Below are 19813 nucleotides of genomic sequence, written 5' to 3'. Positions count from 1 at the left end.
CAAAAGACGAAACGAGGAGCGACCAAGTGAAAAGAGCAGCGCTGCTCAGCGCTTCACGCCGCAGGCTTGGTTGATCGCGTCGTAAGCCTGGGCGAAGCCGTCGGTGCTGTAGGTGTCGGTTGTCTTCGTGCCGCGGCCCGAAACACCCTTCACCACCATGGACTTGCCCTTGGCGTCGCGCATCGCGGCGGTGACGGCCTTGTCGGTGTCGGCGTCGCGCGCCCAGGCGGTCTCGCCGTCGGTGAACAGCTTGAAGGACTTGCCGGCCACGTCCAGCGTGGACTCGCTGTCCTTCTTCAGGGGATAGCCGACGACGACGCTGACGACGTCCAGCGCCTTCTCCGCCGGGCGGTGGGTCACCAGCACATAGATGTCCCCGCGCTTGGCCGCGGCGGGTTCCTTCTTCTTGGGCTGGCTGGACAGGTAGCAGACCTTGTGCCCGCCCTCGTCGAAGGCGAAGGCGTTCCAGTCCTTGAAGGTTCCCAGCAGGCGCGGGTCGGCGGCGCTGGCCGTGGCGACGGTTGCGGCGAGGATCGGACCGGCCAGAAGCAGAGCGGCGCCGGCGGTGCGACGGATGGTGCGAATGGGCAACATCGGTTGGCGAAGGCTCGAATGGTTTCGCGGACGGGTTCGGGAGTGGGTCGGACCCTACCCCAATTCGGTGAGGCTTTCCAGGGCCGCCGCCCCGTCCCGGCGGCGAAGTCACGGGTTGTTCCAACGGCCGGTCCTGCAATCGATCGCTCGATTTCGTATCGAAAGCCGGTGATCCGATGGCCGGAGGGACGCGTAGAAGGTCCATCGAACGCCCGATGGAACGCCGCAGCCCACCCATGACACGACTGGCCGCCCGACCACATGACGGTGAACATGATGCGGGGGAGCGCCAAACACGCTTTGCAGCGGGGCGCCCCGCGCACCATGTGATGCGGGGCTTGCCCCTGTGCGCAAAGCCCTTGCGCGCAGAGACGGCGCTCCCGAAGACGTGCCCGAAGACGTGGATGCAGGATCTTGGTTCCCCAGCCGCCGGCGCCGACCGGACCTTCGAAGAACTGCTGACCGCGGTCGGGCGGGACCGCGACCGCACGGCCTTCGCGGCCCTGTTCGGGCATTTCGCCCCGCGGTTGAAGGCCTATCTGCGCCGCCAGGGCTGCGACGCGGGCGGTGCGGAGGAGTTGGTGCAGGACGTGATGCTGTTGGTGTGGCGCCGCGCGGAAACCTATGACCCGACCCAGGCATCCGCCGCCACCTGGGTGTTCACCATCGCCCGCAACCGGCGGATCGACGCGCTGCGGCGGGAACAGCGGCCCGAGATCGACCCCGCCGACCCCACGCTGGTGCCCGACCCGATGGAGAGCGCCGACGACGGGGTGGCGGCGCGGGAGACCGCGGGACGGCTGCGGGCCGCGCTGAGGACCCTGCCGCCGGAACAGGCCGATCTGCTGCGTCTGGCCTATTTCGAGGACAAGCCGCACAGCCTGATCTCCGCCGAACAGGGCATTCCGCTGGGCACCGTCAAGTCGCGCCTGCGGCTGGCCATGGAACGGCTGCGCAAGGCCATGAGGGACTCCCGATGACCGTGCCCACCCACCATCCCGGCGACACCCTGCTGATCGACTATGCCGGCGGCGCTCTGGGCGAGGCGGCCTCGCTGATCGTGGCGACCCATCTGGCGCTGTGCCCCTGCTGCCGCCTGAACGTCGCCGAGATGGAGGCGGTCGGCGGCGCCCTGCTGGAGAGCATCGAGCCGGAGGAGGTCGACCCCGCCTGCCTGGAGACGGTTCTCGCCCGGCTGGACGACCTGCCGCCCCTGCCCCGCGCGCCCCGGCCGAAGCTGGTCTGCCAGCCGGCCGAGGTGCCGCTGCTGCCCGAACCGCTGCGCCGCTACGTCGGCAACGACCTGTCGCGCCTGCCCTGGAAGCGGCTGATGCGCGGCATGGACTGCTACGACATCCCGCTGGGCTCCCCGCTGGGGTCCGGCCCTGAACGCCGCGGCAAGGCCCGGCTGATGCGGCTGGCCAGCGGCGTCGGGCCGCCCCACCACACCCACCGCGGGATCGAGCTGACCCTGGTGCTGGACGGCGGCTTCACCGACGATCTCGGCCAATTCGCCCGCGGCGACCTGTCCGTCGCCGACGACTCCGTGCGCCACCGTCCGGTGGCCGACGAGGAGGGTTGCCTGTGTCTGGCGGTGACCGACGCGCCGCTTCATTTCACCGGCGCGCTGGGGCTGCTCCTCAACCCCTTCGTGACGTTCTGAGCCCCGGGGGCAGGGCTCACGGCTGAAGGTTCATGGCTGAAGGGCGAAGGAAGCGATCATCGTCCAACCGCGTCACTCGATGCGCACGATGTTGACCGACCCGTCCGCTCCCTTGTCGAAGCGGTAGCTGCCGCCCTGCGCGGCCATCTGGTTGAAGACGTCCACCACCCGCCGCGACCGGGCCGCCTGATGGGCGTGAAGGGCCAGCAGCTCGGGATGGACCAACCCCATGCAGGACAGCGGCAGCCCTTTCCCCCGCATGGCGGCCAGACCCGGGTTGGCGGCGATGCCATCCGGACTGGCGAAGATCACCGTGTTCTGGCGGTACCAGAAATCGACGGACGGATCGGCCCACAGGATTGGCCGCAGAATGTCGAAGGCCTCATAGCCGCGGGAGAGGAACTTCCCGGCCCAATGGCTCTGCCACTGCTCGTTGATGTGGCCCTTGCCCCCTGGCCGGGGATGGCGGCCCCGAACAGCACGACGTCGCCGTGGCGGCAGAGATCGTCGACGAAGCCTTCGGCACGCTCCTCCGGCAGATGCTCGGCCACCTCCAGCGACAGGACGAGGCCGAACCGCCGCGCCAGCTCGAAAGGCTGCGACAGGTCCTGGGCGCGGAAGAGGGACGGATCGATGCGCAGACGGTCGCGGCGCACATAGTCGCCGTCCACCCCCTGGATGTCCGCGATCCCCGTTTCCGCAAAGGCCCGCAGGAAGGTGCCGACCCCGCACCCGACGTCCAGCACCGAGTCCGCCCCCACCCAGCCCAGCACCAGCGGCGCGATGACCCGCGCGGAGCGGAGCGACCCTTCCTCCTGGATGTCGTAGAAGCGGTCGTCGTAGAGCGGGTCGGACATCGAACGTCTCCTTCGCGGCGTGGCGGTTCCTGGACTGTGGAGGCTCTCCGGATCACTCGTCGTCTTGGACGATCACCGGCTTCTGGATGCCGCGCATGCGGCGGCGGCGCTCCGGGTTGCGCATGATCTGGCGGCCGTGCTGGTGATCGCGCAGCGGCTCGGTCGGACCGCCGACGCGGACCGGGCGTTCGGCGAAACGGCCCAGGCTGATCATCCGGTCGTACATCACCAGGGCGCCGGCCACCCCGACGTTGATGCAGAACTTCATGGGGATCTTCACCGTGAAGTCGCAGCGCTCCAGCAGCGGTTCGGACAGGCTGCCGCGCTCCGGCCCCAGCACATAGGCGGCGCGCGTCGGGTGGCGGAAGCTGGGCAGTTCCACCGCATCCTCGGTCAGTTCCACCCCGACGAGCTGGCAGTCCTTGGGCAAGGCCAGATCGGCCACCCGGTCGTAGACGTAGAGCGGCAGATGCTCCGCGGCACCCGAGGTGTCGACGATGTGCGCCTCGTGCAGGTCGGGCTCCGGATCGATGGCGAAGAAGAAGGAGGCGCCGAAGGCGTGGGCGGAGCGCATCAGGTTGCCGACGTTGCCCGGCTTGCTGATCCGCTCCACCCCGATGGCGAAATATCCACGCATGGCTGCACAATCACTCGTAGTTTCGGCCCGCACATACCGCGGATCGGCCGCGAATCAGCCATGATCCGGCGGGTCCGACGGTGCGACACCTTGCCTCGCGACCCGGACAGAGGCAAGCTCTCCACCCATGAGCCACGACCATTCCTCCTGCTGCGGCGGCCACGGTGACCACCACGGCCACGCCGACCCTCACACCCCCGCCGAGGGGCACGCCGACCTCTCCGGACCGCCGGAGGCGCCGATCCTCGTCGAGGTGACGCGCGGCGGCATGGTGGAATCCGTCCATCGCGGGCGCGCCTGCATCGTCGACTCCGACGGTCGTGTGCTGGCCCAGTGGGGCGACATCCAGGCGCCGGTCTACCCGCGCTCCGCCATCAAGGCCATCCAGGCGATCCCGTTGGTCGAGACGGGCGCGCTGGACGCCTACGAGCTGGGCGACCAGGAGCTGGCGCTGGCCTGCTCCTCACATCATGGCGAGATCCGCCACACCCGCATCGCGGAGGCCTGGATCAAACGCATCGGCCTGACCGTGGGCGATTACGAGTGCGGGGCGCATCTGCCGACCGACACCGAGACCGCCCACGAGATGATCCGCCACGGCGAGACGCCGACCGCCTTCCACAACAACTGCTCCGGCAAGCACGCCGGCTTCCTGACCACCGCCCTGCACAAGGGCGAGCCGACCAAGGGCTACGTCCGCTTCGACCACCCGGTGCAGCAGCGCATCCTGGGGGTGATGGAGCAGATGACCGGCCAGGACCTGTCGCAGGCCCCCTGGGGCGTCGACGGCTGCGCCATCCCGACCATCGGCATCCCGCTGGGCGCCATCGCCTACGCCATGGCCCGCATCGGCGACCCCAAGGATCTGCCCGACTCCCGCGCCGAGGCGGTGGCCCGCATCCGCCGCGCCTGGCGGTCGCACCCGCACCTGATCGCCGGCAAGGACAGCTTCGACACCGGCATGATGCAGGCGGCGGGCGGTCTGGTGCTGGTCAAGGGCGGGGCCGAGGGCGTGGGCTGCGCCGTCCTGCCCAAGCAGGGGCTGGGCATCGCCCTGAAGATCGACGACGGCACCCCGCGCGCCCGCGAGGTCGCCCTGGCCGCCCTGATCCGCGCCACCAAGGTTCTGTCCGACGAGCAGTGGGCGCGGGCCGGCCAGCTCATCCACCAGCCGGTGACCAACCGCAACGGCCTGGAGGTCGGCGTGGTCCGCCCGGCGGAGGGCTGAAGGTCCGCAAGCGCGATCAAGCGGCCCTCGGCTAGGGTGTCGGGCATGGAGGACCCATGACCAAGCCCGACACCCTGCTGGACTACGGCCGCCGCATCGAGCGTGTCATCGACCACATCGCCGCCCATCTGGACGAGACGCTGGAGCTGGAACGGCTGGCCGCCGTCGCCTGCTTCTCGCCCTACCATTTCCACCGCATCTACCGCGCCATGGCGGGGGAAACGGCGGCGGACACGTTGCGTCGGCTGCGTCTGCACCGTGCCGCAGGCGACCTCGTGAAGGGCGGAGACGGCATGGTGCAGGTCGCACGGCGCGCCGGCTACGGCAGCGTGGAGGCGTTCACCCGCGCCTTCGGGCAGGTCTATGGGCTGAGCCCCGGTGCCTACCGGCGGCAAGGCCGTCTGGTTCCTCCATCCGACCAACCACCGGACGAGGAGCGAAGCATGCACGACGTCACCATCCGCGATCTGCCGCCGCTGCGCGTGGCCGCCATGGCTCACCAAGGCCCCTATATGAACATCGGCACGACCTTCGAGCGGCTGTACGCCTGGGCCGCGGGCCGCGGCCTTGTGGGACCGGAGACGCGGTCCTTCGCCCTTTATTACGACGACCCGGAATCGGTTCCGGCGGACCAGCTCCGCTCCGAAGCGGCCTTGCTGCTCGACGGACCGATCCCCGAAGACGGCGCCGTCCATCCCCTGGAGATCGCCGGCGGCCGGCACGCCGTTCTGATCCACAAGGGTCCCTACGCGGAGTTGGAACGCCCCTACCGCTGGCTCTACCGCGACTGGCTGCCATCGAGCGGCCACACGCCGGCCGACCGCCCCTGCGTCGAGGAATATCTGAACAATCCCCGCACCCTTCCCCCCGAGGAGTGGCTGACGGAGATCCGGTTGCCTTTGGCGTGAGAGGAGGCGGAGGGGAGGCGTTCCTCCCCTCCCCATCCCCCAAGCCCGCTCCATTGATGCTATGGTCCGGCACCCGTCCACCTGACCGGTTGCCCGATCCATGAGCATCGACACCCTGCGCGCCCAGTACGAAGCCTTCCCCTATCCCGCGCGCAACCCCGCCGACGAGAAAAAGCGCCTGATCACCGGATCGCCCAGCCATCTGGACGAGGTGAACCACAACGTCTTCGGCGGGCGCCTCGACCACGCCAAGCCCCTCAGGGTGCTGGTGGCCGGCGGCGGGACCGGCGACGGGACGATCATGATCGCCCAGCAACTGGCCGACACCGGCAATCCGGGGCGCGTCATCTATCTCGACCTCTCCGACGCCGCGCGGGACATCGCCGAAGCGCGGGCCAAGGCGCGCGGACTGACCAACATCGACTTCCGCCGCGGCTCCCTGCTCGACCTCGGCGGGCTGTTGGAAGAGGGGGGGCCGTTCGATTACATCGACTGCTGCGGCGTGCTGCACCATCTGGACGAGCCGGCGGCGGGCATCCGCTCGCTGGCCGGGGCGCTGAAGCCGGGCGGCGGGATCGGGCTGATGGTCTACGCGCCATACGGACGCACCGGCGTCTATCCCATGCAGGCGGCGCTGCGCACCATCGCGGCGGACCTGCCGCCGAAGGAACAGGTGGCGCTGGCCCGCCGGCTGATCGAGCGGCTGCCGACGTCCAACTGGCTGCTGCGCAACCCCTTCATCAACGACCACAAACAGGCCGACGCCGACCTCTACGACCTGCTGCTGCATTCCTGCGACCGGCCCTTCACCGTGCCGGAGCTGGCGGAGCTGGCCGCGGCGGGCGGTCTGGCCATCGCCGCGCTGGTGGACCCGTACCGCTACGACCCCGCCGTCTGGGTGAAGGACCCCCGCCTGCTGAAGCGGCTCGACGGGCTGTCCCGGCTGGAGCGCGCCGCCTGGGCCGAGCAGGTCACCGGCAGCATGACCAAGCACATCGCCTATCTCATCCGTCCCGAGGACGCCGAGGGTGCCGTCGCCCGCCCCGACGGGCCGGAGGTGGTGCCGGTGCTGCGCGACCTCGACGGCGCCGCGGTTGCCAAGGGCCTGCCCCCCGGCGGCGTGCTGGAGGCGGAGCTGATGGGCGCGGTCATCCCCTTGCCCCTGCCCCGTCTGGCCGGGCCGATCCTGGCGCGGGTGGACGGGCGGGCCAGCCTGGGCGCCATCCACCAGGCGGTGGCGGAGAAGGCCGGGCCGCTGGCCTGGGACGCCTTCCTGACGCAGTTCGCGCAGCTTTTCACGGCGCTGAACGGCGTCGGCAAGATGTATCTGCGCCGCTGAGCGCGTCACCGCTTCCAAAATGAAAAATCCGCCGCCGGGAGGCCCCGGCGGCGGAAGTTCATGGAGGAAACAACCAGGCTGCAAAGGGTGCTTAGTGGATGGTCTCGCCGTGCAGGGCGAGGTCCAGGCCGTCGCGCTCGACGTCCTCGTCGACACGAAGGCCCATCACCACGTCGATGACCTTCAGGATGATGAAGGAGCCGACCGCCGAGTAGGCGATGGTGGCCAGGATGCCGTAGACCTGCGTCCAGATCTGGCCGACGTTGCCTTCCAGGGCGCCGGCGGTACCGCCGATGGCTTCCTGGGCGAAGACGCCGGTCAGGATGGCGCCGACGATGCCGCCCACGCCGTGCACGCCGAAGGCGTCCAGCGAGTCGTCATAGCCGAGGGCGCGCTTCAGGCCGGTGGCGCCCCAGTAGCAGATCACGCCGGCGGCCAGACCGATGACCAGGGCGCCGGTCGGACCGACGAAGCCCGAGGCCGGGGTGATGGCGACCAGACCGGCGATGGCGCCGGAGATGATGCCGAGGACCGAGGGCTTGCCCTTGGTGGCCCACTCGACCAGCAGCCAGGACATGGCGGCGGTGGCGGCGGCGATCTGCGTGACCAGCATGGCCATGCCCGCACGGCCGTCGGCGGCCACGGCGGAACCCGCGTTGAAGCCGAACCAGCCGACCCACAGCATCGAGGCGCCGATCAGGCTGAGCACCAGGTTGTGCGGGGCGAAGTTCTCGTTCGGGTAGCCCTTGCGCTTGCCCAGCACGATGGCGGCGACGAGACCGGCCACGCCCGCGTTGATGTGCACCACGGTGCCGCCGGCGTAATCGAGCACGCCGTCACCCGCCAGATAGCCGCCCGGACCCCAGACCCAGTGGGTGATCGGCGCGTAGACGATCAGCGACCACAGGCCCGTGAAGACCAGCATCGAGGAGAACTTCATGCGGTCGGCGAAGGCGCCGGTGATCAGGGCCGGCGTGATGATGGCGAAGGTCATCTGGAAGACGACGAAGATCGTCTCCGGAATGACGCCCGTCAGGCTGTCCTTGGTGATGCCGGCCAGCATGAACTTCGAAAGGCTGCCGAAATACGGGGTGCCTTCGGTGAAGGCGATGCTGTAACCGGCGAAGAACCACAGGATGCTGACCAGGCAGCAGATCGCGAAGCTCTGCATCACGACCGACAGCACGTTCATCTTGCGGACCATGCCGCCGTAGAACAGGGCCAGACCCGGGATGGTCATGAACAGAACCAGCGCCGTGGCGACCAGCATCCAAGCCGTGTCGCCGCTGCTCAGGGTGGGCTCGGCCGCGGCGGCGGCCGCTTCCTGGGCGAGGGCGGCGGCAGGCAGACCGGCCAAGCCCAGAATCGCCGCCATCGTCGGCGCGGCGAGGGTGAAGAGACGGCTCATCGAGGCTCCTCTTTATTCGAATGCTTCTGGCCCGTTTCGCCCCGTCCCCGGTACAGACGGGGCGGCGGGAGGGGACCGTGTACGCCGATTTCTTTTCAAGAAGCGTGCCAACCCAAAAGGGCTAGGAATCGCGGTGGTTGCGGCCTTTCGGATGACCGCAAAGCAGCATAGGACCCGAGTCGCCGGACGGGCTTGCTCAGAAATTGAGCAGAAAATCACACCACCCAAAGCCTTGCACCGCAGCGTGATTCGCCCATGGATTGCAGGTTGCCTGCCCCCTGTTGAGGCGTCGCGCGCCCGTTTCCCGCGCGCTTGCCTGTTTTTTATGCACAATGATGCGTCTGAATTCCGCACAACCGTTGGGCAGCCCCCCTCTATTTCCGGCCTGTTCCCCTCGGCCTATTGGCCCGCCCCCGGGAAATGTGGCACGGTCACCCTCTCAACCGGCGGAGCCGGACGGGGCTGGGGACAAGCGGCCTCCGCCCATACGGGTCCGCCGGACGCTTCCGGATGGCCGACAGCAAAAAAGAGAACCGAAAGGGGAGACACATGCTCGACAAACGGGATCTGCGGCTGGCGCCGCGCCGCGCCGTGGCACTTGTCCTGGCTGGCGGCCGGGGCAGCCGGCTGAAGCAGCTGACCGACCGTCGCGCCAAGCCGGCCACCTATTTCGGGGGCAAGTTCCGGATCATCGACTTCGCCCTGTCGAACTGCATCAATTCGGGCTTCCGCCGCATCGGCGTGCTGACGCAGTACAAGTCGCACAGCCTGCTGCGCCACCTGCAGCGCGGCTGGAACTTCTTCCGCGGCGAGATGAACGAGTTCTGCGACCTGCTGCCGGCGCAGCAGCGCATCAGCGAGACCGCCTGGTACCAGGGCACCGCCGACGCGGTGTACCAGAACCTGGACATCCTGCGCGACCACGAGCCGGAATACATCCTGATCCTGGCCGGCGACCACATCTACAAGATGGATTACGGCGCGCTTCTGCTCGACCACATCGCCAAGAAGGCCGATGTGACGATCCCCTGCATCCAGGTGCCGCGCCCCCAGGCCACCGGCTTCGGCGTCATGCATGTGGACGAGACGCAGCGCGTCATCGACTTCGTCGAGAAGCCCGCCGACCCGCCGCCGATGCCGGGAAACCCGGACAAGTCGCTGGCCAGCATGGGCATCTACGTCTTCAACGCGCAGTTCCTCTACGACCAGCTGGAGCGCGACTTCAACGATCCCGGCTCGTCGCGCGACTTCGGCAAGGACATCATCCCCCATCTGGTGACCAGCGGGGCGCGGGTGATGGCCCACGACTTCGCCGAGTCGGCCATCCTGAACGGCCATGAGTCGGAGCCCTACTGGCGCGACGTCGGCACCATCGACGCCTATTGGGAGGCCAACCTCGACCTCTGCCACGTCACGCCGCAGCTCAACATGTACGACCGCGAGTGGCCGATCTTCACCTACCAGGAGCAGCTGCCCCCGGCGAAGTTCGTCTTCGACGACGAGAACCGGCGCGGCATGGCGGTGGACAGCCTGGTGTCGGGCGGCTGCATCATCTCCGGCTCGCTGGTGAAGAATTCGCTGCTGTTCAGCGAGGTGCGCGTCAACTCCTTCAGCGAGCTGCATCAGGCCGTGGTCCTGCCGGACGTCGACATCGGCCGCCACTGCCGCCTGACCAAGGTGGTGATCGACCGCGGCGTGGTGATCCCCGAGGGGCTGGTCGTCGGCGAGGACCCGGAGTTGGACGCCAAGCGCTTCCACCGCAGCGAGGGCGGCGTCTGCCTGATCACCCAGGACATGATCGACCGCCTGCCCAAGGACTGACCCTTCCCATCCCCCTTCGCCCCCCCCCGGGGCGAGGGGGCGGTGAGCAAGACCAAGAAGAAACCGAAAGACCCCGCCTCCATGCGCGTCCTGTTCGTCACGCCGGAATGCTACCCCCTGGTGAAGACCGGCGGGCTGGCCGATGTGTCCGCCGCCCTGCCCCCCGCCCTGAATCGCGCCGGAGCCGAGGTCCGCCTGCTGCTGCCCGGCTATCCGGCGGTGCTGAACGGGCTGACCGACCTGCAGCCGGTCGGCGGACCGCTCACCGATCTGCCCGGCGGCGCCCCGGCGACGCTGCGGATCGGCCGCATGCCGGACGGGGTGCTGGCCTATGTGCTGGACGCGCCGGCGCTCTACGACCGGCCCGGCAACCCCTATCTGGGGCCGGACGGCAAGGACTGGCCGGACAACGCGGAACGCTTCGCCGCCCTGTCCTGGTGCGCGGCGGGCTTCGCGGCGGAGGACGGCCTCGACCCGTGGTGGCGTCCCGACGTGCTGCACGGGCACGACTGGCAGACCGGCCTGATCCCGGCCTATCTGGAACTGCGCCCCGACCGCTTCGCCGGGCCGTTCCGGCCGGGCACGGTGACGACGATCCACAACATCGCCTACCAGGGGCTGTTCGGCGCCTGGATGATGAGCGACCTCGGCCTGCCGTCCGCCGCCTTCCGGATCGACGGGGTGGAATATTACGGCGGCGTCGGCTTCCTCAAGGCCGGCTGCTTCTACTCCGACCGCCTGACCACGGTCAGCCCGACCTACGCCCACGAAGTCCAGACGGCGGAGCACGGTTCGGGCCTGGAAGGGCTGCTCGCCACGCGGGCCGAGGCGCTGACCGGCATCCTCAACGGTGTGGACTATGACATCTGGGACCCCGCCATCGACCCGCACATCGCCGCCCGCTACGGCGCTGCGGACCTCGGCGGCAAGGACCTGTGCAAGGCCGACCTCCAGGCGACCTTCGGCCTGGACCGCCGGGCGGACGCCCCGCTGGCCGCGGTGGTCAGCCGCCTGACCGGTCACAAGGGGCTGGATCTGGTTCTGGAGGCGGCGTCGCAGTGGATCGCCTGGGGCGGCCAGCTCGCCGTTCTCGGCAGCGGCGAACCGGCGCTGGAGGCCGGCTTCCGCCACCTCGCCACCTGGTACCCGAAGTCGGTCGGCGTGCGCATCGGCTACGACGAGGCGCTGTCCCACCGCATCCAGGCCGGCGCCGACCTGTTCCTGGTCCCCTCGCGGTCGGAGCCCTGCGGCCTGACCCAGATGTACGCCCTGAAGTACGGCACCCTGCCGCTGGTCCGCCGCACCGGAGGCCTCGCCGACACCATCGTGGACGCCAACCCGGCGGCGGTGAACGACGCCAGCGCCACCGGCTTCCAGTTCGTCAACGCCAACGTCCAGGAGCTGACCTGGGCGCTGCGCCGCGCCGCCGCCCTCTACCGCAAGCCCGAGCGCTGGCACGTCCTGCAGCAGCACGCGATGACCCGTGACTTCGGCTGGCATGGCCCGGCGGAGGAGTACATGGAGCTTTACCGGGCGGTGGCGCCGGTTCTGGTGGCGTAGGAGAGCGCGGGGCCGACCCCCGCGTTTCCCGCGAAAGGAGTGGAACGGGGATGGGGCCTTTCCATAGGGCCTGTCCACGCCGCCATTGCGCGCATCGTCCGTCCGCCCTATGTTCCGCCCCAAACCAGGGCTCCGGGCACCGATGACTGACCTTTCGCACATCCGCAATTTCTCGATCATCGCGCACATCGACCACGGCAAGTCGACCCTTGCCGACCGTCTGATCCAGCAGTGCGGCGGCCTCGATTCGCGCGAGATGCGCGAACAGGTGCTCGACAGCATGGACATCGAGCGCGAGCGCGGCATCACCATCAAGGCGCAGACCGTCCGCCTGCTCTACAAGGCCAAGGACGGGCAGCAGTACACGCTGAACCTGATGGACACGCCGGGCCACGTCGACTTCGCCTACGAGGTCAGCCGCAGCCTCGCCGCCTGCGAGGGCTCGATCCTGGTGGTGGACGCGAGCCAAGGTGTGGAGGCGCAGACGCTCGCCAACGTCTATCAGGCGATCGACAACAACCACGAGATCATCCCGGTCCTCAACAAGATCGACCTGCCGGCGGCGGAGCCCGACCGCGTGAAGCAGCAGATCGAGGACGTGATCGGCCTGGACGCCACCGACGCCGTGGAGATCTCGGCCAAAACCGGCCTGAACATCGACGCCGTGCTGGAAGCCGTGGTGCAGCGCCTGCCCGCGCCCAAGGGCAACGCCGACGGCGAGCTGAAGGCCCTGCTGGTCGATTCCTGGTACGACCCGTATCTCGGCGTGGTCATCCTGGTGCGCGTGGTGGACGGGCGGCTGAAGGTGAACCAGAAGGTCCGTTTCATGGCCGCCGGCAGCGCCCACGAGGTCGACCGCGTCGGCGTCTTCACCCCGAAGGCGCTGCTGACCGGCGAGCTGGGGCCGGGCGAGATGGGCTTCATCACCGCCGCCATCAAGGACATCACGCTGACCAAGGTCGGCGACACCATCACCGAGGACCGCCGCCCGGCGGCCGAGCCGCTGGCCGGCTTCAAGCCCTCCATCCCCGTGGTGTGGTGCGGCCTGTTCCCGGTGGACGCCGCCGACTTCGAGCGGCTGCGTGACAGCCTGGGCAAGCTGAAGCTGAACGACTCCAGCTTCCATTACGAGGCCGAGACGTCGGCGGCGCTGGGCTTCGGCTTCCGCTGCGGCTTCCTCGGCCTGCTGCATCTGGAAATCATCCAGGAGCGGCTGGAGCGCGAGTTCAACCTCGACCTGATCACCACGGCGCCGTCGGTGGTCTACAAGCTGTACATGACCGACGGCACGGTGATGGATCTGCACAACCCGGCGGACATGCCGGACGTGATGAAGATCGACCGCATCGACGAGCCGTGGATCAAGGCCACCATCATGCTGCCCGACGAGTATCTGGGCGGCATCCTCCAGCTCTGCACCGAGCGGCGCGGCCAGCAGATCGAGCTGACCTACGCCGGTGCCCGCGCCATGCTGGTCTACCGGCTGCCGCTGAACGAGGTGGTCTTCGACTTCTACGACCGTCTGAAGTCGATCAGCCGCGGCTACGCCAGCTTCGACTACCAGATGGACAGCTACGAGGAAGGCGACCTCGTGAAGATGTCGATCCTGGTGAACGCCGAGCCGGTGGACGCCCTGTCGATGATCGTCCACCGCTCCCAGTCGGAGCGGCGCGGCCGCCAGCTCTGCGAGCGGCTGAAGGAACTGATCCCGCGCCAGCTCTTCAAGATCGCCGTGCAGGCGGCCATCGGCGGCAAGATCATCGCCCGCGAAAGCATCGGCGCGCTGCGCAAGGACGTGACGGCCAAGTGCTACGGCGGCGACATCAGCCGCAAGCGCAAGCTGCTCGACAAGCAGAAGGAAGGCAAGAAGCGCATGCGGCAGTTCGGCCAGGTCGAAATCCCGCAGAGCGCCTTCATCGCCGCCCTCAAGATGGGCGACGAATAAGCGCCGGCCTCTTGGTGGAATGACGGAAAGCGGGTCCGGCGAGGCCCGCTTTCTTTTTGTCCGCCCGGCGCAGCAGCCCAGAGCCCACAAAAAGTCGAATGACTCCCCGCATGGAATCGCCTATCACCCGGACAGGCTTCCAAACGGATGATGTCCCGTGACGCGCACTGTCATGTTTGGCCTGCCAGCCGCCGCCCTGGTCGTCGGCATCCTCGCAGGCTGCACCCCGAACTACTCGCCCAACACCTACGCCGCCACCGCGACCCAGCAGGCGAACAAGGTGGAGCGGGCGGTCGTCATCGGATTCCGTCAGGTCAAGATCAGCACCAGCGGCACCGTCGGCGCCGTCACCGGCGGGGCCGCGGGCGGCGTGCTGGGGTCGCAGTCCGGCACCTTCGGCATCAACTCGGCGCTGGGTGCGGTCGGCGGCACCGCCATCGGCGGGCTGATCGGCACGTCGATCGAGCATGTGACCGGCGACACCACGGGCTGGGAATACATCGTCCGCAAGCCGGACGGCGAGCTGCTGTCGGTCACCCAGCGGGAAGAGAAGCCCATCGAGATCGGGCAGAAGGTGCTGGTCATCGCCGGCAGCCAGGCCCGCATCGTCGCCGACTATTCCACGGACCCCGAGCCGGCTCCCGCCCTGAAGGAAGCGGCGAAGGACGCCCAAAAGGACGCACCTAAGGACTCTAGGCCCGCCGAGACGATCGAGGCGAAGGAGCTTCCCGCCCCGCCCCCCGCGGAGATCCCTGCGGAGGTCCCCGTGGAAGCTCCGGCGGCTTCGACTCCCGACAGCGGCGGGCCGGCGCCCATCCGCCTCACCCCGCCTGTTACGCCGGCCCCCGAGCCGGTGCCGGCGGCCGAGGCCCCGGCGGACAAGCCCGCCGACGGCACGCCCGCCACCTGACCCGGCCCTCACGCCACCAGGATCGTCAGCAGCAGCACCGGCAGAGCCGGCATCCGCGGCAGCCGGAAGCGCCACGGCGACGGCGCTGCCACCGTCACCGTCATCCGGCGGCGCTCCTCCTCGCGGTCCAGCCGTCCGGCCTCCAGCACCACCGTCGTCATCGCGTCGAACACACCCATCGCTCCGTCCTCCCAAAATCGGAGGGCACCCTGCGCCCGCGCGAAAAATCTTGGAAACGAATAGGCTTTATGAGGTTCATCACAGATCGTGATGGTCCTTCCGCGCGTTGAACCCGCGCGCCCCCTCTGCTTGAATGCGTGACCATGCCGGCCAACCTCGACACCGACCTTCTGCGCGCCTTCGTCGCCGTCGCCGACGCGCGCAGTTTCACCCGTGCCGGCGACACGCTGGGCCGCACCCAGGCCGCCGTCAGCCAGCAGGTCCGCCGGCTGGAGGAGGTCGTTGGCACCCGCGTCTTCCAGCGCGACACCAAGAGCGTCCACCTGACCCAGCAGGGCGAGCTTCTGCTGACCTACGCCCGGCGGATGCTGACCCTGAACGACGAGATTCTGGCCCTGATGCACCGCCCCGCCACGGTGGCCAGCGTGCGCATCGGCACTCCGGACGATTACGCCACCATGCTGCTGCCCGGCGTGCTCGCCCGCTTCGCCGCCGCCTACCCCGACGTGCCGGTGGAGGTGATCTGCGACAACAGCCCCGATCTGGTGGCGGAGATCGACAAGGGCCGCTACGACCTCGCCCTGGTCACCCGCCACCCCGACAGCCGCAGCGGCGAACTGGTGCGGCGGGAGCCGGTGGCCTGGGTCGCCCCGCCGCGCTCCACCGCCGTCGATTCCACCCCCATCGAGCGCGAGGACCCGCTGCCGCTGGCCCTGTTCCCCAAGGGCTGCGTGGTGCGCGACCTCGCCGTCGCGGCGCTGGAGGGCATCGGGCGCGGCTGGCGCGTCGCCTTCATCAGCAAGAGCGTGGTGGCGGTGCACGGCGCCGTGCTGGGCGGGCTGGGCGTCACCGCCATGGAGGAATGCACCGTTCCGCCCAGCCTGCGCCGGCTGACCGCGGCGGACGGCTTCCCCGACCTGCCGGACATCGACATCGCGCTGCACCGCGCCCCCGGCATGGCCGCCAAGCCGGTCCGCCTGCTGGCCGAGGCCATCCACGATCTGGTGGGCGGGAATCGGGCGGCCTGACCGACCGTGCCGCTCCGTGACATCCGTCCCGGCGCGCACGCGCCGGGTTGCCCCGGCGGGCCGGACCGATGCAAAATGGCCCCTCCTCCAAAGGGGCAAACCGCCGTGCGCACGCGTTCCACCACCGCCCTCCGCGCCCTGGCGCTGCGGCTGATCCTGGCCGCGGCGACGATGTGGTTCGCCCCGGACGCCGCCCTGGCGCAGAGCCCCGTCGCCATCGGCGCGCCACTGACCGGCGAGGTGGTCCTCAACCGCGACATCGAGGTGCGCATCGGCCCCAACGCCGACGCCCGGATCATCCAGACCCTGCCGCGCGGCAAGGCGCTGAACGCGCTGGGCACGCCCCGCGGCACCAGCTGGACGGAGGTCGCCATCGGCGGCCAGCCCATCGGCTACGTCCCCTCCGACTCGCTGGACCCGGCGCTGATGGTGTCGCGCTCGATCACCGCCGCCATGGGCGCCACCGCCACCGGGGCCAACGCCGGCGGATCGCCCCCCGCGACCGGCAAGCCGCCGGTCATCCACCGCAGCGCCGCCGTGGTGCCGCGCAGCGCCTGGGAGATCGCCGCCCAGGTGCCGGCCCAGGGCTATGTCGTCGCGGCGGACGCCATCAAGGCGACGGAGATCCTCGACAACAAGAAGCGGCGCAGTTTCACCCTGCGCAAGGGCGACGTGGTCAGCCTGATCGACTCCGCGAACGGGCGGGTGACGCTGGGCATGCCCGGCCGGACTCGCGCGGTCGCCACGGCCGAGGGGCTGATCGGGGTGGTCGCCCCCTACCCGCTGCCGGGCATGCCGCCCATCGAGCCGGGGGCGCTGTTCGCCGCGCGGCTCGGCGAGTATGTCAGCCACGCCGAGGGGCTGCGGGCATGGCAGGAATTCACCTACGGTCCCGGAACGGCCTACCGCGACCTGCCGCCGATGGTCTGGCCGGTCTTCCGCGGCGCCCGCACCACCTACCAGATGGGCGTCGGCCCCTTCACCCGGACGCAGGTGGACAACGTCTGCGGCGCTCTGGCGCAGCGCTCCATGGACTGCTGGGTGATCGAGCTGGAGACCTTCTGACCCCGGGGCTGACGCTGGCCTGCCCCTGGCCTGCCCCCGGCGCCGCCCTCCGCCAAGCGGCAGCAGCGCGTCGCCTCCGTTAAATTATTGAGCTTTTTCGTCGAAAATGCATCGATCGTGGCGGTAGGCGGGTGCCGTCGTGCCGTGTTAATCTTTCTTACCCCCGCCCGCTCCGCCCCAGGCTTTACCCATGACCGACTCCGACGACGAGTTCCTCTTTCTGGACGACCAGGACGGCGACGGAAACGGCGAAACCGGGTCGCCGGCCACCGGAAACCGGTGGAAGATGATGATCGTGGACGACGAGCCGGAGGTGCACTCCATCACCAAGCTCGTCCTGGCCGATTTCGCCTACAAGGGCCGCTCCGCCCAGTTCATCTCGGCCTATTCCGCCGCGGAGGCGCGGACGATCCTGGAGCGCGAGGAGGACATCGCCATCATCCTGCTGGACGTGGTGATGGAGACCGACGACGCCGGGCTGCAACTCGTCCACCACATCCGCGAGGAATTGAAGAACCGCCACGTCCGCATCATCCTGCGCACCGGCCAGCCCGGGCAGGCGCCGGAGCGCGCGGTGATCCTCGACTACGACATCAACGACTACAAGGCCAAGACTCAGCTCACCGCCCAGCAGCTGTTCACCACCACGGTCGCCGCCCTGCGCTCCTACGAGGACATCATGGCGATCGAGATGAACCGGCGCGGGCTGGAGAAGATCATCGAGGCGTCGTCGTCGCTGTTCCAGGCGCGCTCGATGAAGCTGTTCGCCGCCGGGGTGCTGACGCAGCTCTCCGGCATCCTCGGCGTCGGACCGGACGCCATCCTGTGCGTGCAGCGCGGCCCGGTCATCAGCGGCGCGGCGGACGGGCTGTATGTCCTGGCCGGCTCGGGCCGGTTCGAGACGCTGATCGACGAGCCGGCGGCCAACCATGTCGAGCCCGCCGTGCTGGCGGAGGTGAAGCGCTGCCTGGAGTCGCGCAGCAACCGCTACGCCGCCGATCATTGCACGCTCTACATCCGCACCCCGAACGACCGGGAGAACGTGGTCTATCTGAGTTCCGACCGGCCGCTGTCCGACCTCGACCGCAACCTGATCGAGGTGTTCTGCCGCAAGATCTCGGTCGGATTCGACAATCTGCACCTGTACGAACAGCTGCGGCGCAGCCAGGAGCACACGGTCATCGCCATGGCCGATCTGGCGGAGCGCGCCGGTCATCCCAGCGCGGAGGCCGAGGCCGGCCCGCGCATCGCCATGGTGACCGACCGCATCGCCCGCCGTCTGGCCGAAGAGGGGTGCTACCCCGCCATCCTCGACACGGTGTTCCTGGAGTCGGTCGGTCTGGCCGCCATCCTCCACGACGTCGGCAACGCCACGCTGGACCCCGCCATCCTCGGCAAGACCGGGCCGCTGACCCCGGAGGAGCGGGCCGTCATGCAGGCCCACACGACCACGGGCTGGGATTTGCTGGACCGCGCGAGCCAGCGGTCCGAGGGACGGACGCATCTGCATCTGGGGGCGGAGATCGCCCGGGCGCATCATGAGAATTGGGACGGCACCGGCTATCCAGACCGCCTGAAGGGCGACGCCATCCCGCTGAGCGCCCGCATCGTCGCGGTGGCCGACAGCTTCGACGCCATGACCCGCGACCGCCCCTACCGCAAGGCGCTGGACCATGACGTGGCGGTGGCGGAGATCCGGCGCCTGTCGGGCAGCCGGTTCGATCCGGCGGTGGTCGACGCCTTCCTGGCGGTGTCCGGCAGCCTGCGCCGGGGGTGACGCCCTTCGGAGAAGGAGGCGGACGCGGGATCAGCCGGCGCCGCTCATCAGCGTGTCCACCATGTCCTTCAGCGGACCGATCTGCACCGGCTTGTGCAGCAGGCGGCAGCCCAGGGCGGCGGCTTCGGCCTGACGCTCCGGCATCGTATCGCCGGTCAGGATCAGGGCGGGCACCGGGGCGCCGACATGGGCGCGCACCATCTCCACCGCCTGGGCGCCCGTGCCGCCAGCCGGCAGGAAGTGATCGGCCAGGACCAGCCCGGGACGGCCGGGCGCCTGCGGCAGCCGCTGCGCCAGTTCGTTCAGCGACAGGGCGGTCAGCACGTCGTATCCCCAGGCTTCGAGAAGCAGCGCCAGCCCTTCCACGATCGACCGGTCGTCGTCCACCACGATGACCAGCCGGCTGGCTTCGGCCGGCGCTCCTTCTTCGCCATCCTCGCGGCGGACCGCGCCGCCGCCATCCACCGAGCCATTGCCGGCATCCCCGGTCGTGGCGAGGACGGAAGCGGTTTTGGCGTGGTCGTTCGTTAAGCTCACCATCGGATTCTTCACCAGGGCTGAGGGCGGCGGAGCCAGGGCACCCCGCGCCGTGTTCCACATGACCGATTCAAAAAAGAACGAAAAATATTAAAAAAATCGAAATATCAGCCTGACGAATTTTTGGAATGTCTGCCATGTATCGTGGAAAGAAAACATTCCATTTCTGAAATTTATAGGCAGCGATGCGCAGCATCGAGACAATACGGATGCATGTTTTGCAAACTTATGTTCATTCGCTTTATCTGATGGACCAACTCTATTCAACTCTGAAAAAGCGCATATGAGGCACACCCGGATGCCATGCCGAAACGTGCTTCAAACAACGGACCGCGGCATGTTCTGCGAATCCAGAC

At 68.9% G+C, this 19813-nt stretch carries 19 protein-coding genes; 12 read left to right on the top strand and 7 right to left on the bottom strand.

Going from position 1 to position 19813, the window contains the following annotated elements:
* Window positions 1-45: 45 nt before the first annotated feature.
* Window positions 46-594, bottom strand: a complete 549-nt coding sequence (locus tag Sp245p_RS02105) for an invasion associated locus B family protein (RefSeq protein WP_014238706.1) — start codon at window positions 592-594, stop codon at window positions 46-48.
* A 404-nt stretch (window positions 595-998) separates the two neighbouring features.
* Between Sp245p_RS02105 and Sp245p_RS02100 the strand changes: the two genes are divergently transcribed.
* Both Sp245p_RS02100 and Sp245p_RS02095 read left to right on the top strand, forming a co-directional pair.
* Window positions 999-1574: a sigma-70 family RNA polymerase sigma factor gene (locus tag Sp245p_RS02100; RefSeq protein ID WP_014238707.1), complete on the top strand. Its 576-nt coding sequence runs from the start codon at window positions 999-1001 to the stop codon at window positions 1572-1574.
* Window positions 1571-2257 carry a ChrR family anti-sigma-E factor gene (locus Sp245p_RS02095; RefSeq protein ID WP_014238708.1) on the top strand — a complete coding sequence of 229 codons (687 nt, stop codon included), beginning with the start codon at window positions 1571-1573 and terminating at the stop codon, window positions 2255-2257. Before Sp245p_RS02100 ends, Sp245p_RS02095 begins: the two co-directional genes overlap by 4 nt.
* Before the next feature lie 72 nt (window positions 2258-2329).
* Here Sp245p_RS02095 and Sp245p_RS02090 read toward each other — a convergent pair whose 3' ends face one another.
* From Sp245p_RS02090 to Sp245p_RS02080, 3 genes are read right to left on the bottom strand one after another with little or no spacing between them, the layout of a single operon-like run.
* Entirely contained in the window at window positions 2330-2569 is a 240-nt protein-coding gene (locus Sp245p_RS02090) for a hypothetical protein (protein ID WP_014238709.1), read from the bottom strand.
* Window positions 2566-3114 (bottom strand): class I SAM-dependent methyltransferase, encoded by a 549-nt coding sequence (locus Sp245p_RS02085; protein ID WP_014238710.1) that lies wholly within the window; start codon window positions 3112-3114, stop codon window positions 2566-2568. The genes Sp245p_RS02090 and Sp245p_RS02085 overlap by 4 nt, the downstream gene beginning before the upstream one ends.
* 52 nt (window positions 3115-3166) lie before the next feature.
* On the bottom strand, window positions 3167-3751 hold the full coding sequence (locus Sp245p_RS02080; protein ID WP_014238711.1) for an RNA methyltransferase: 585 nt from the start codon (window positions 3749-3751) through the stop codon (window positions 3167-3169).
* 127 nt (window positions 3752-3878) lie between these two features.
* Between Sp245p_RS02080 and Sp245p_RS02075 the strand changes: the two genes are divergently transcribed.
* The 3 genes from Sp245p_RS02075 to Sp245p_RS02065 all read left to right on the top strand — a co-directional run bounded on the left by Sp245p_RS02075 (window position 3879) and on the right by Sp245p_RS02065 (window position 7226).
* Window positions 3879-4979, top strand: coding sequence for an asparaginase (locus tag Sp245p_RS02075; protein ID WP_014238712.1), 1101 nt, complete (start codon window positions 3879-3881; stop codon window positions 4977-4979).
* Between the two features lie 56 nt (window positions 4980-5035).
* Complete coding sequence (locus Sp245p_RS02070; RefSeq protein WP_014238713.1) at window positions 5036-5887, top strand: AraC family transcriptional regulator; 852 nt, start codon at window positions 5036-5038, stop codon at window positions 5885-5887.
* Window positions 5888-5987: 100 nt separating this feature from the next.
* Complete coding sequence (locus Sp245p_RS02065) at window positions 5988-7226, top strand: class I SAM-dependent methyltransferase (protein ID WP_014238714.1); 1239 nt, start codon at window positions 5988-5990, stop codon at window positions 7224-7226.
* Window positions 7227-7317: 91 nt separating this feature from the next.
* Here Sp245p_RS02065 and Sp245p_RS02060 read toward each other — a convergent pair whose 3' ends face one another.
* Entirely contained in the window at window positions 7318-8634 is a 1317-nt protein-coding gene (locus Sp245p_RS02060) for an ammonium transporter (RefSeq protein WP_014238715.1), read from the bottom strand.
* Between the two features lie 549 nt (window positions 8635-9183).
* Between Sp245p_RS02060 and glgC the strand changes: the two genes are divergently transcribed.
* The 4 genes from glgC to Sp245p_RS02040 all read left to right on the top strand — a co-directional run bounded on the left by glgC (window position 9184) and on the right by Sp245p_RS02040 (window position 14870).
* Entirely contained in the window at window positions 9184-10455 is a 1272-nt protein-coding gene (gene glgC, locus Sp245p_RS02055) for a glucose-1-phosphate adenylyltransferase (protein WP_014238717.1), read from the top strand.
* 81 nt (window positions 10456-10536) lie between these two features.
* Window positions 10537-12015 carry a glycogen synthase GlgA gene (glgA, locus tag Sp245p_RS02050; RefSeq protein ID WP_041811315.1) on the top strand — a complete coding sequence of 493 codons (1479 nt, stop codon included), beginning with the start codon at window positions 10537-10539 and terminating at the stop codon, window positions 12013-12015.
* A 142-nt stretch (window positions 12016-12157) separates the two neighbouring features.
* On the top strand, window positions 12158-13960 hold the full coding sequence (gene lepA / locus Sp245p_RS02045; RefSeq protein WP_014238719.1) for a translation elongation factor 4: 1803 nt from the start codon (window positions 12158-12160) through the stop codon (window positions 13958-13960).
* A 157-nt stretch (window positions 13961-14117) separates the two neighbouring features.
* Window positions 14118-14870 carry an outer membrane lipoprotein gene (locus tag Sp245p_RS02040; RefSeq protein WP_244439420.1) on the top strand — a complete coding sequence of 251 codons (753 nt, stop codon included), beginning with the start codon at window positions 14118-14120 and terminating at the stop codon, window positions 14868-14870.
* A gap of 8 nt (window positions 14871-14878) precedes the next feature.
* Here Sp245p_RS02040 and Sp245p_RS34740 read toward each other — a convergent pair whose 3' ends face one another.
* On the bottom strand, window positions 14879-15049 hold the full coding sequence (locus Sp245p_RS34740) for a hypothetical protein (protein ID WP_014238721.1): 171 nt from the start codon (window positions 15047-15049) through the stop codon (window positions 14879-14881).
* Between the two features lie 144 nt (window positions 15050-15193).
* Here Sp245p_RS34740 and Sp245p_RS02035 point away from each other — a divergent pair, with 144 nt between their 5' ends.
* The 3 genes from Sp245p_RS02035 (at window position 15194) to Sp245p_RS02025 (ending at window position 18920) form a co-directional block, all read left to right on the top strand.
* Window positions 15194-16078 carry a LysR substrate-binding domain-containing protein gene (locus tag Sp245p_RS02035; protein WP_014238722.1) on the top strand — a complete coding sequence of 295 codons (885 nt, stop codon included), beginning with the start codon at window positions 15194-15196 and terminating at the stop codon, window positions 16076-16078.
* Between the two features lie 105 nt (window positions 16079-16183).
* Window positions 16184-17143: an SH3 domain-containing protein gene (locus Sp245p_RS02030; protein ID WP_014238723.1), complete on the top strand. Its 960-nt coding sequence runs from the start codon at window positions 16184-16186 to the stop codon at window positions 17141-17143.
* A 190-nt stretch (window positions 17144-17333) separates the two neighbouring features.
* The gene (locus Sp245p_RS02025) at window positions 17334-18920 is read left to right on the top strand and encodes a DUF3369 domain-containing protein (RefSeq protein WP_014238724.1); all 1587 of its coding nucleotides are present in this window, start codon (window positions 17334-17336) and stop codon (window positions 18918-18920) included.
* A gap of 30 nt (window positions 18921-18950) precedes the next feature.
* Here the strand turns inward: Sp245p_RS02025 and Sp245p_RS02020 are convergent, their stop codons facing one another.
* Complete coding sequence (locus Sp245p_RS02020) at window positions 18951-19460, bottom strand: response regulator (protein ID WP_207198059.1); 510 nt, start codon at window positions 19458-19460, stop codon at window positions 18951-18953.
* Window positions 19461-19813 lie beyond the last annotated feature (353 nt).

Origin of the sequence: Azospirillum baldaniorum, from assembly GCF_003119195.2 — a bacterium.
GTDB classification, from domain to species: domain Bacteria; phylum Pseudomonadota; class Alphaproteobacteria; order Azospirillales; family Azospirillaceae; genus Azospirillum; species Azospirillum baldaniorum.
This window is presented reverse-complemented; position numbering and strand designations above follow the sequence as displayed.

Coding starts and splice junctions, on each gene's coding strand:
- Sp245p_RS02095 (WP_014238708.1), top strand. CDS start 1,571: ATGACCGTGCCCACCCACCATCCCGGCGACACCCTGCTGATCGACTAT.
- Sp245p_RS02065 (WP_014238714.1), top strand. CDS start 5,988: ATGAGCATCGACACCCTGCGCGCCCAGTACGAAGCCTTCCCCTATCCC.
- Sp245p_RS02035 (WP_014238722.1), top strand. CDS start 15,194: ATGCCGGCCAACCTCGACACCGACCTTCTGCGCGCCTTCGTCGCCGTC.
- Sp245p_RS02070 (WP_014238713.1), top strand. CDS start 5,036: ATGACCAAGCCCGACACCCTGCTGGACTACGGCCGCCGCATCGAGCGT.
- glgC (WP_014238717.1), top strand. CDS start 9,184: ATGCTCGACAAACGGGATCTGCGGCTGGCGCCGCGCCGCGCCGTGGCA.
- Sp245p_RS02080 (WP_014238711.1), bottom strand. CDS start 3,751: ATGCGTGGATATTTCGCCATCGGGGTGGAGCGGATCAGCAAGCCGGGC.
- glgA (WP_041811315.1), top strand. CDS start 10,537: ATGCGCGTCCTGTTCGTCACGCCGGAATGCTACCCCCTGGTGAAGACC.
- Sp245p_RS02020 (WP_207198059.1), bottom strand. CDS start 19,460: ATGGTGAGCTTAACGAACGACCACGCCAAAACCGCTTCCGTCCTCGCC.
- Sp245p_RS02025 (WP_014238724.1), top strand. CDS start 17,334: ATGACCGACTCCGACGACGAGTTCCTCTTTCTGGACGACCAGGACGGC.
- Sp245p_RS02105 (WP_014238706.1), bottom strand. CDS start 594: ATGTTGCCCATTCGCACCATCCGTCGCACCGCCGGCGCCGCTCTGCTT.
- Sp245p_RS02075 (WP_014238712.1), top strand. CDS start 3,879: ATGAGCCACGACCATTCCTCCTGCTGCGGCGGCCACGGTGACCACCAC.
- lepA (WP_014238719.1), top strand. CDS start 12,158: ATGACTGACCTTTCGCACATCCGCAATTTCTCGATCATCGCGCACATC.
- Sp245p_RS34740 (WP_014238721.1), bottom strand. CDS start 15,049: ATGGGTGTGTTCGACGCGATGACGACGGTGGTGCTGGAGGCCGGACGG.
- Sp245p_RS02085 (WP_014238710.1), bottom strand. CDS start 3,114: ATGTCCGACCCGCTCTACGACGACCGCTTCTACGACATCCAGGAGGAA.
- Sp245p_RS02060 (WP_014238715.1), bottom strand. CDS start 8,634: ATGAGCCGTCTCTTCACCCTCGCCGCGCCGACGATGGCGGCGATTCTG.
- Sp245p_RS02100 (WP_014238707.1), top strand. CDS start 999: ATGCAGGATCTTGGTTCCCCAGCCGCCGGCGCCGACCGGACCTTCGAA.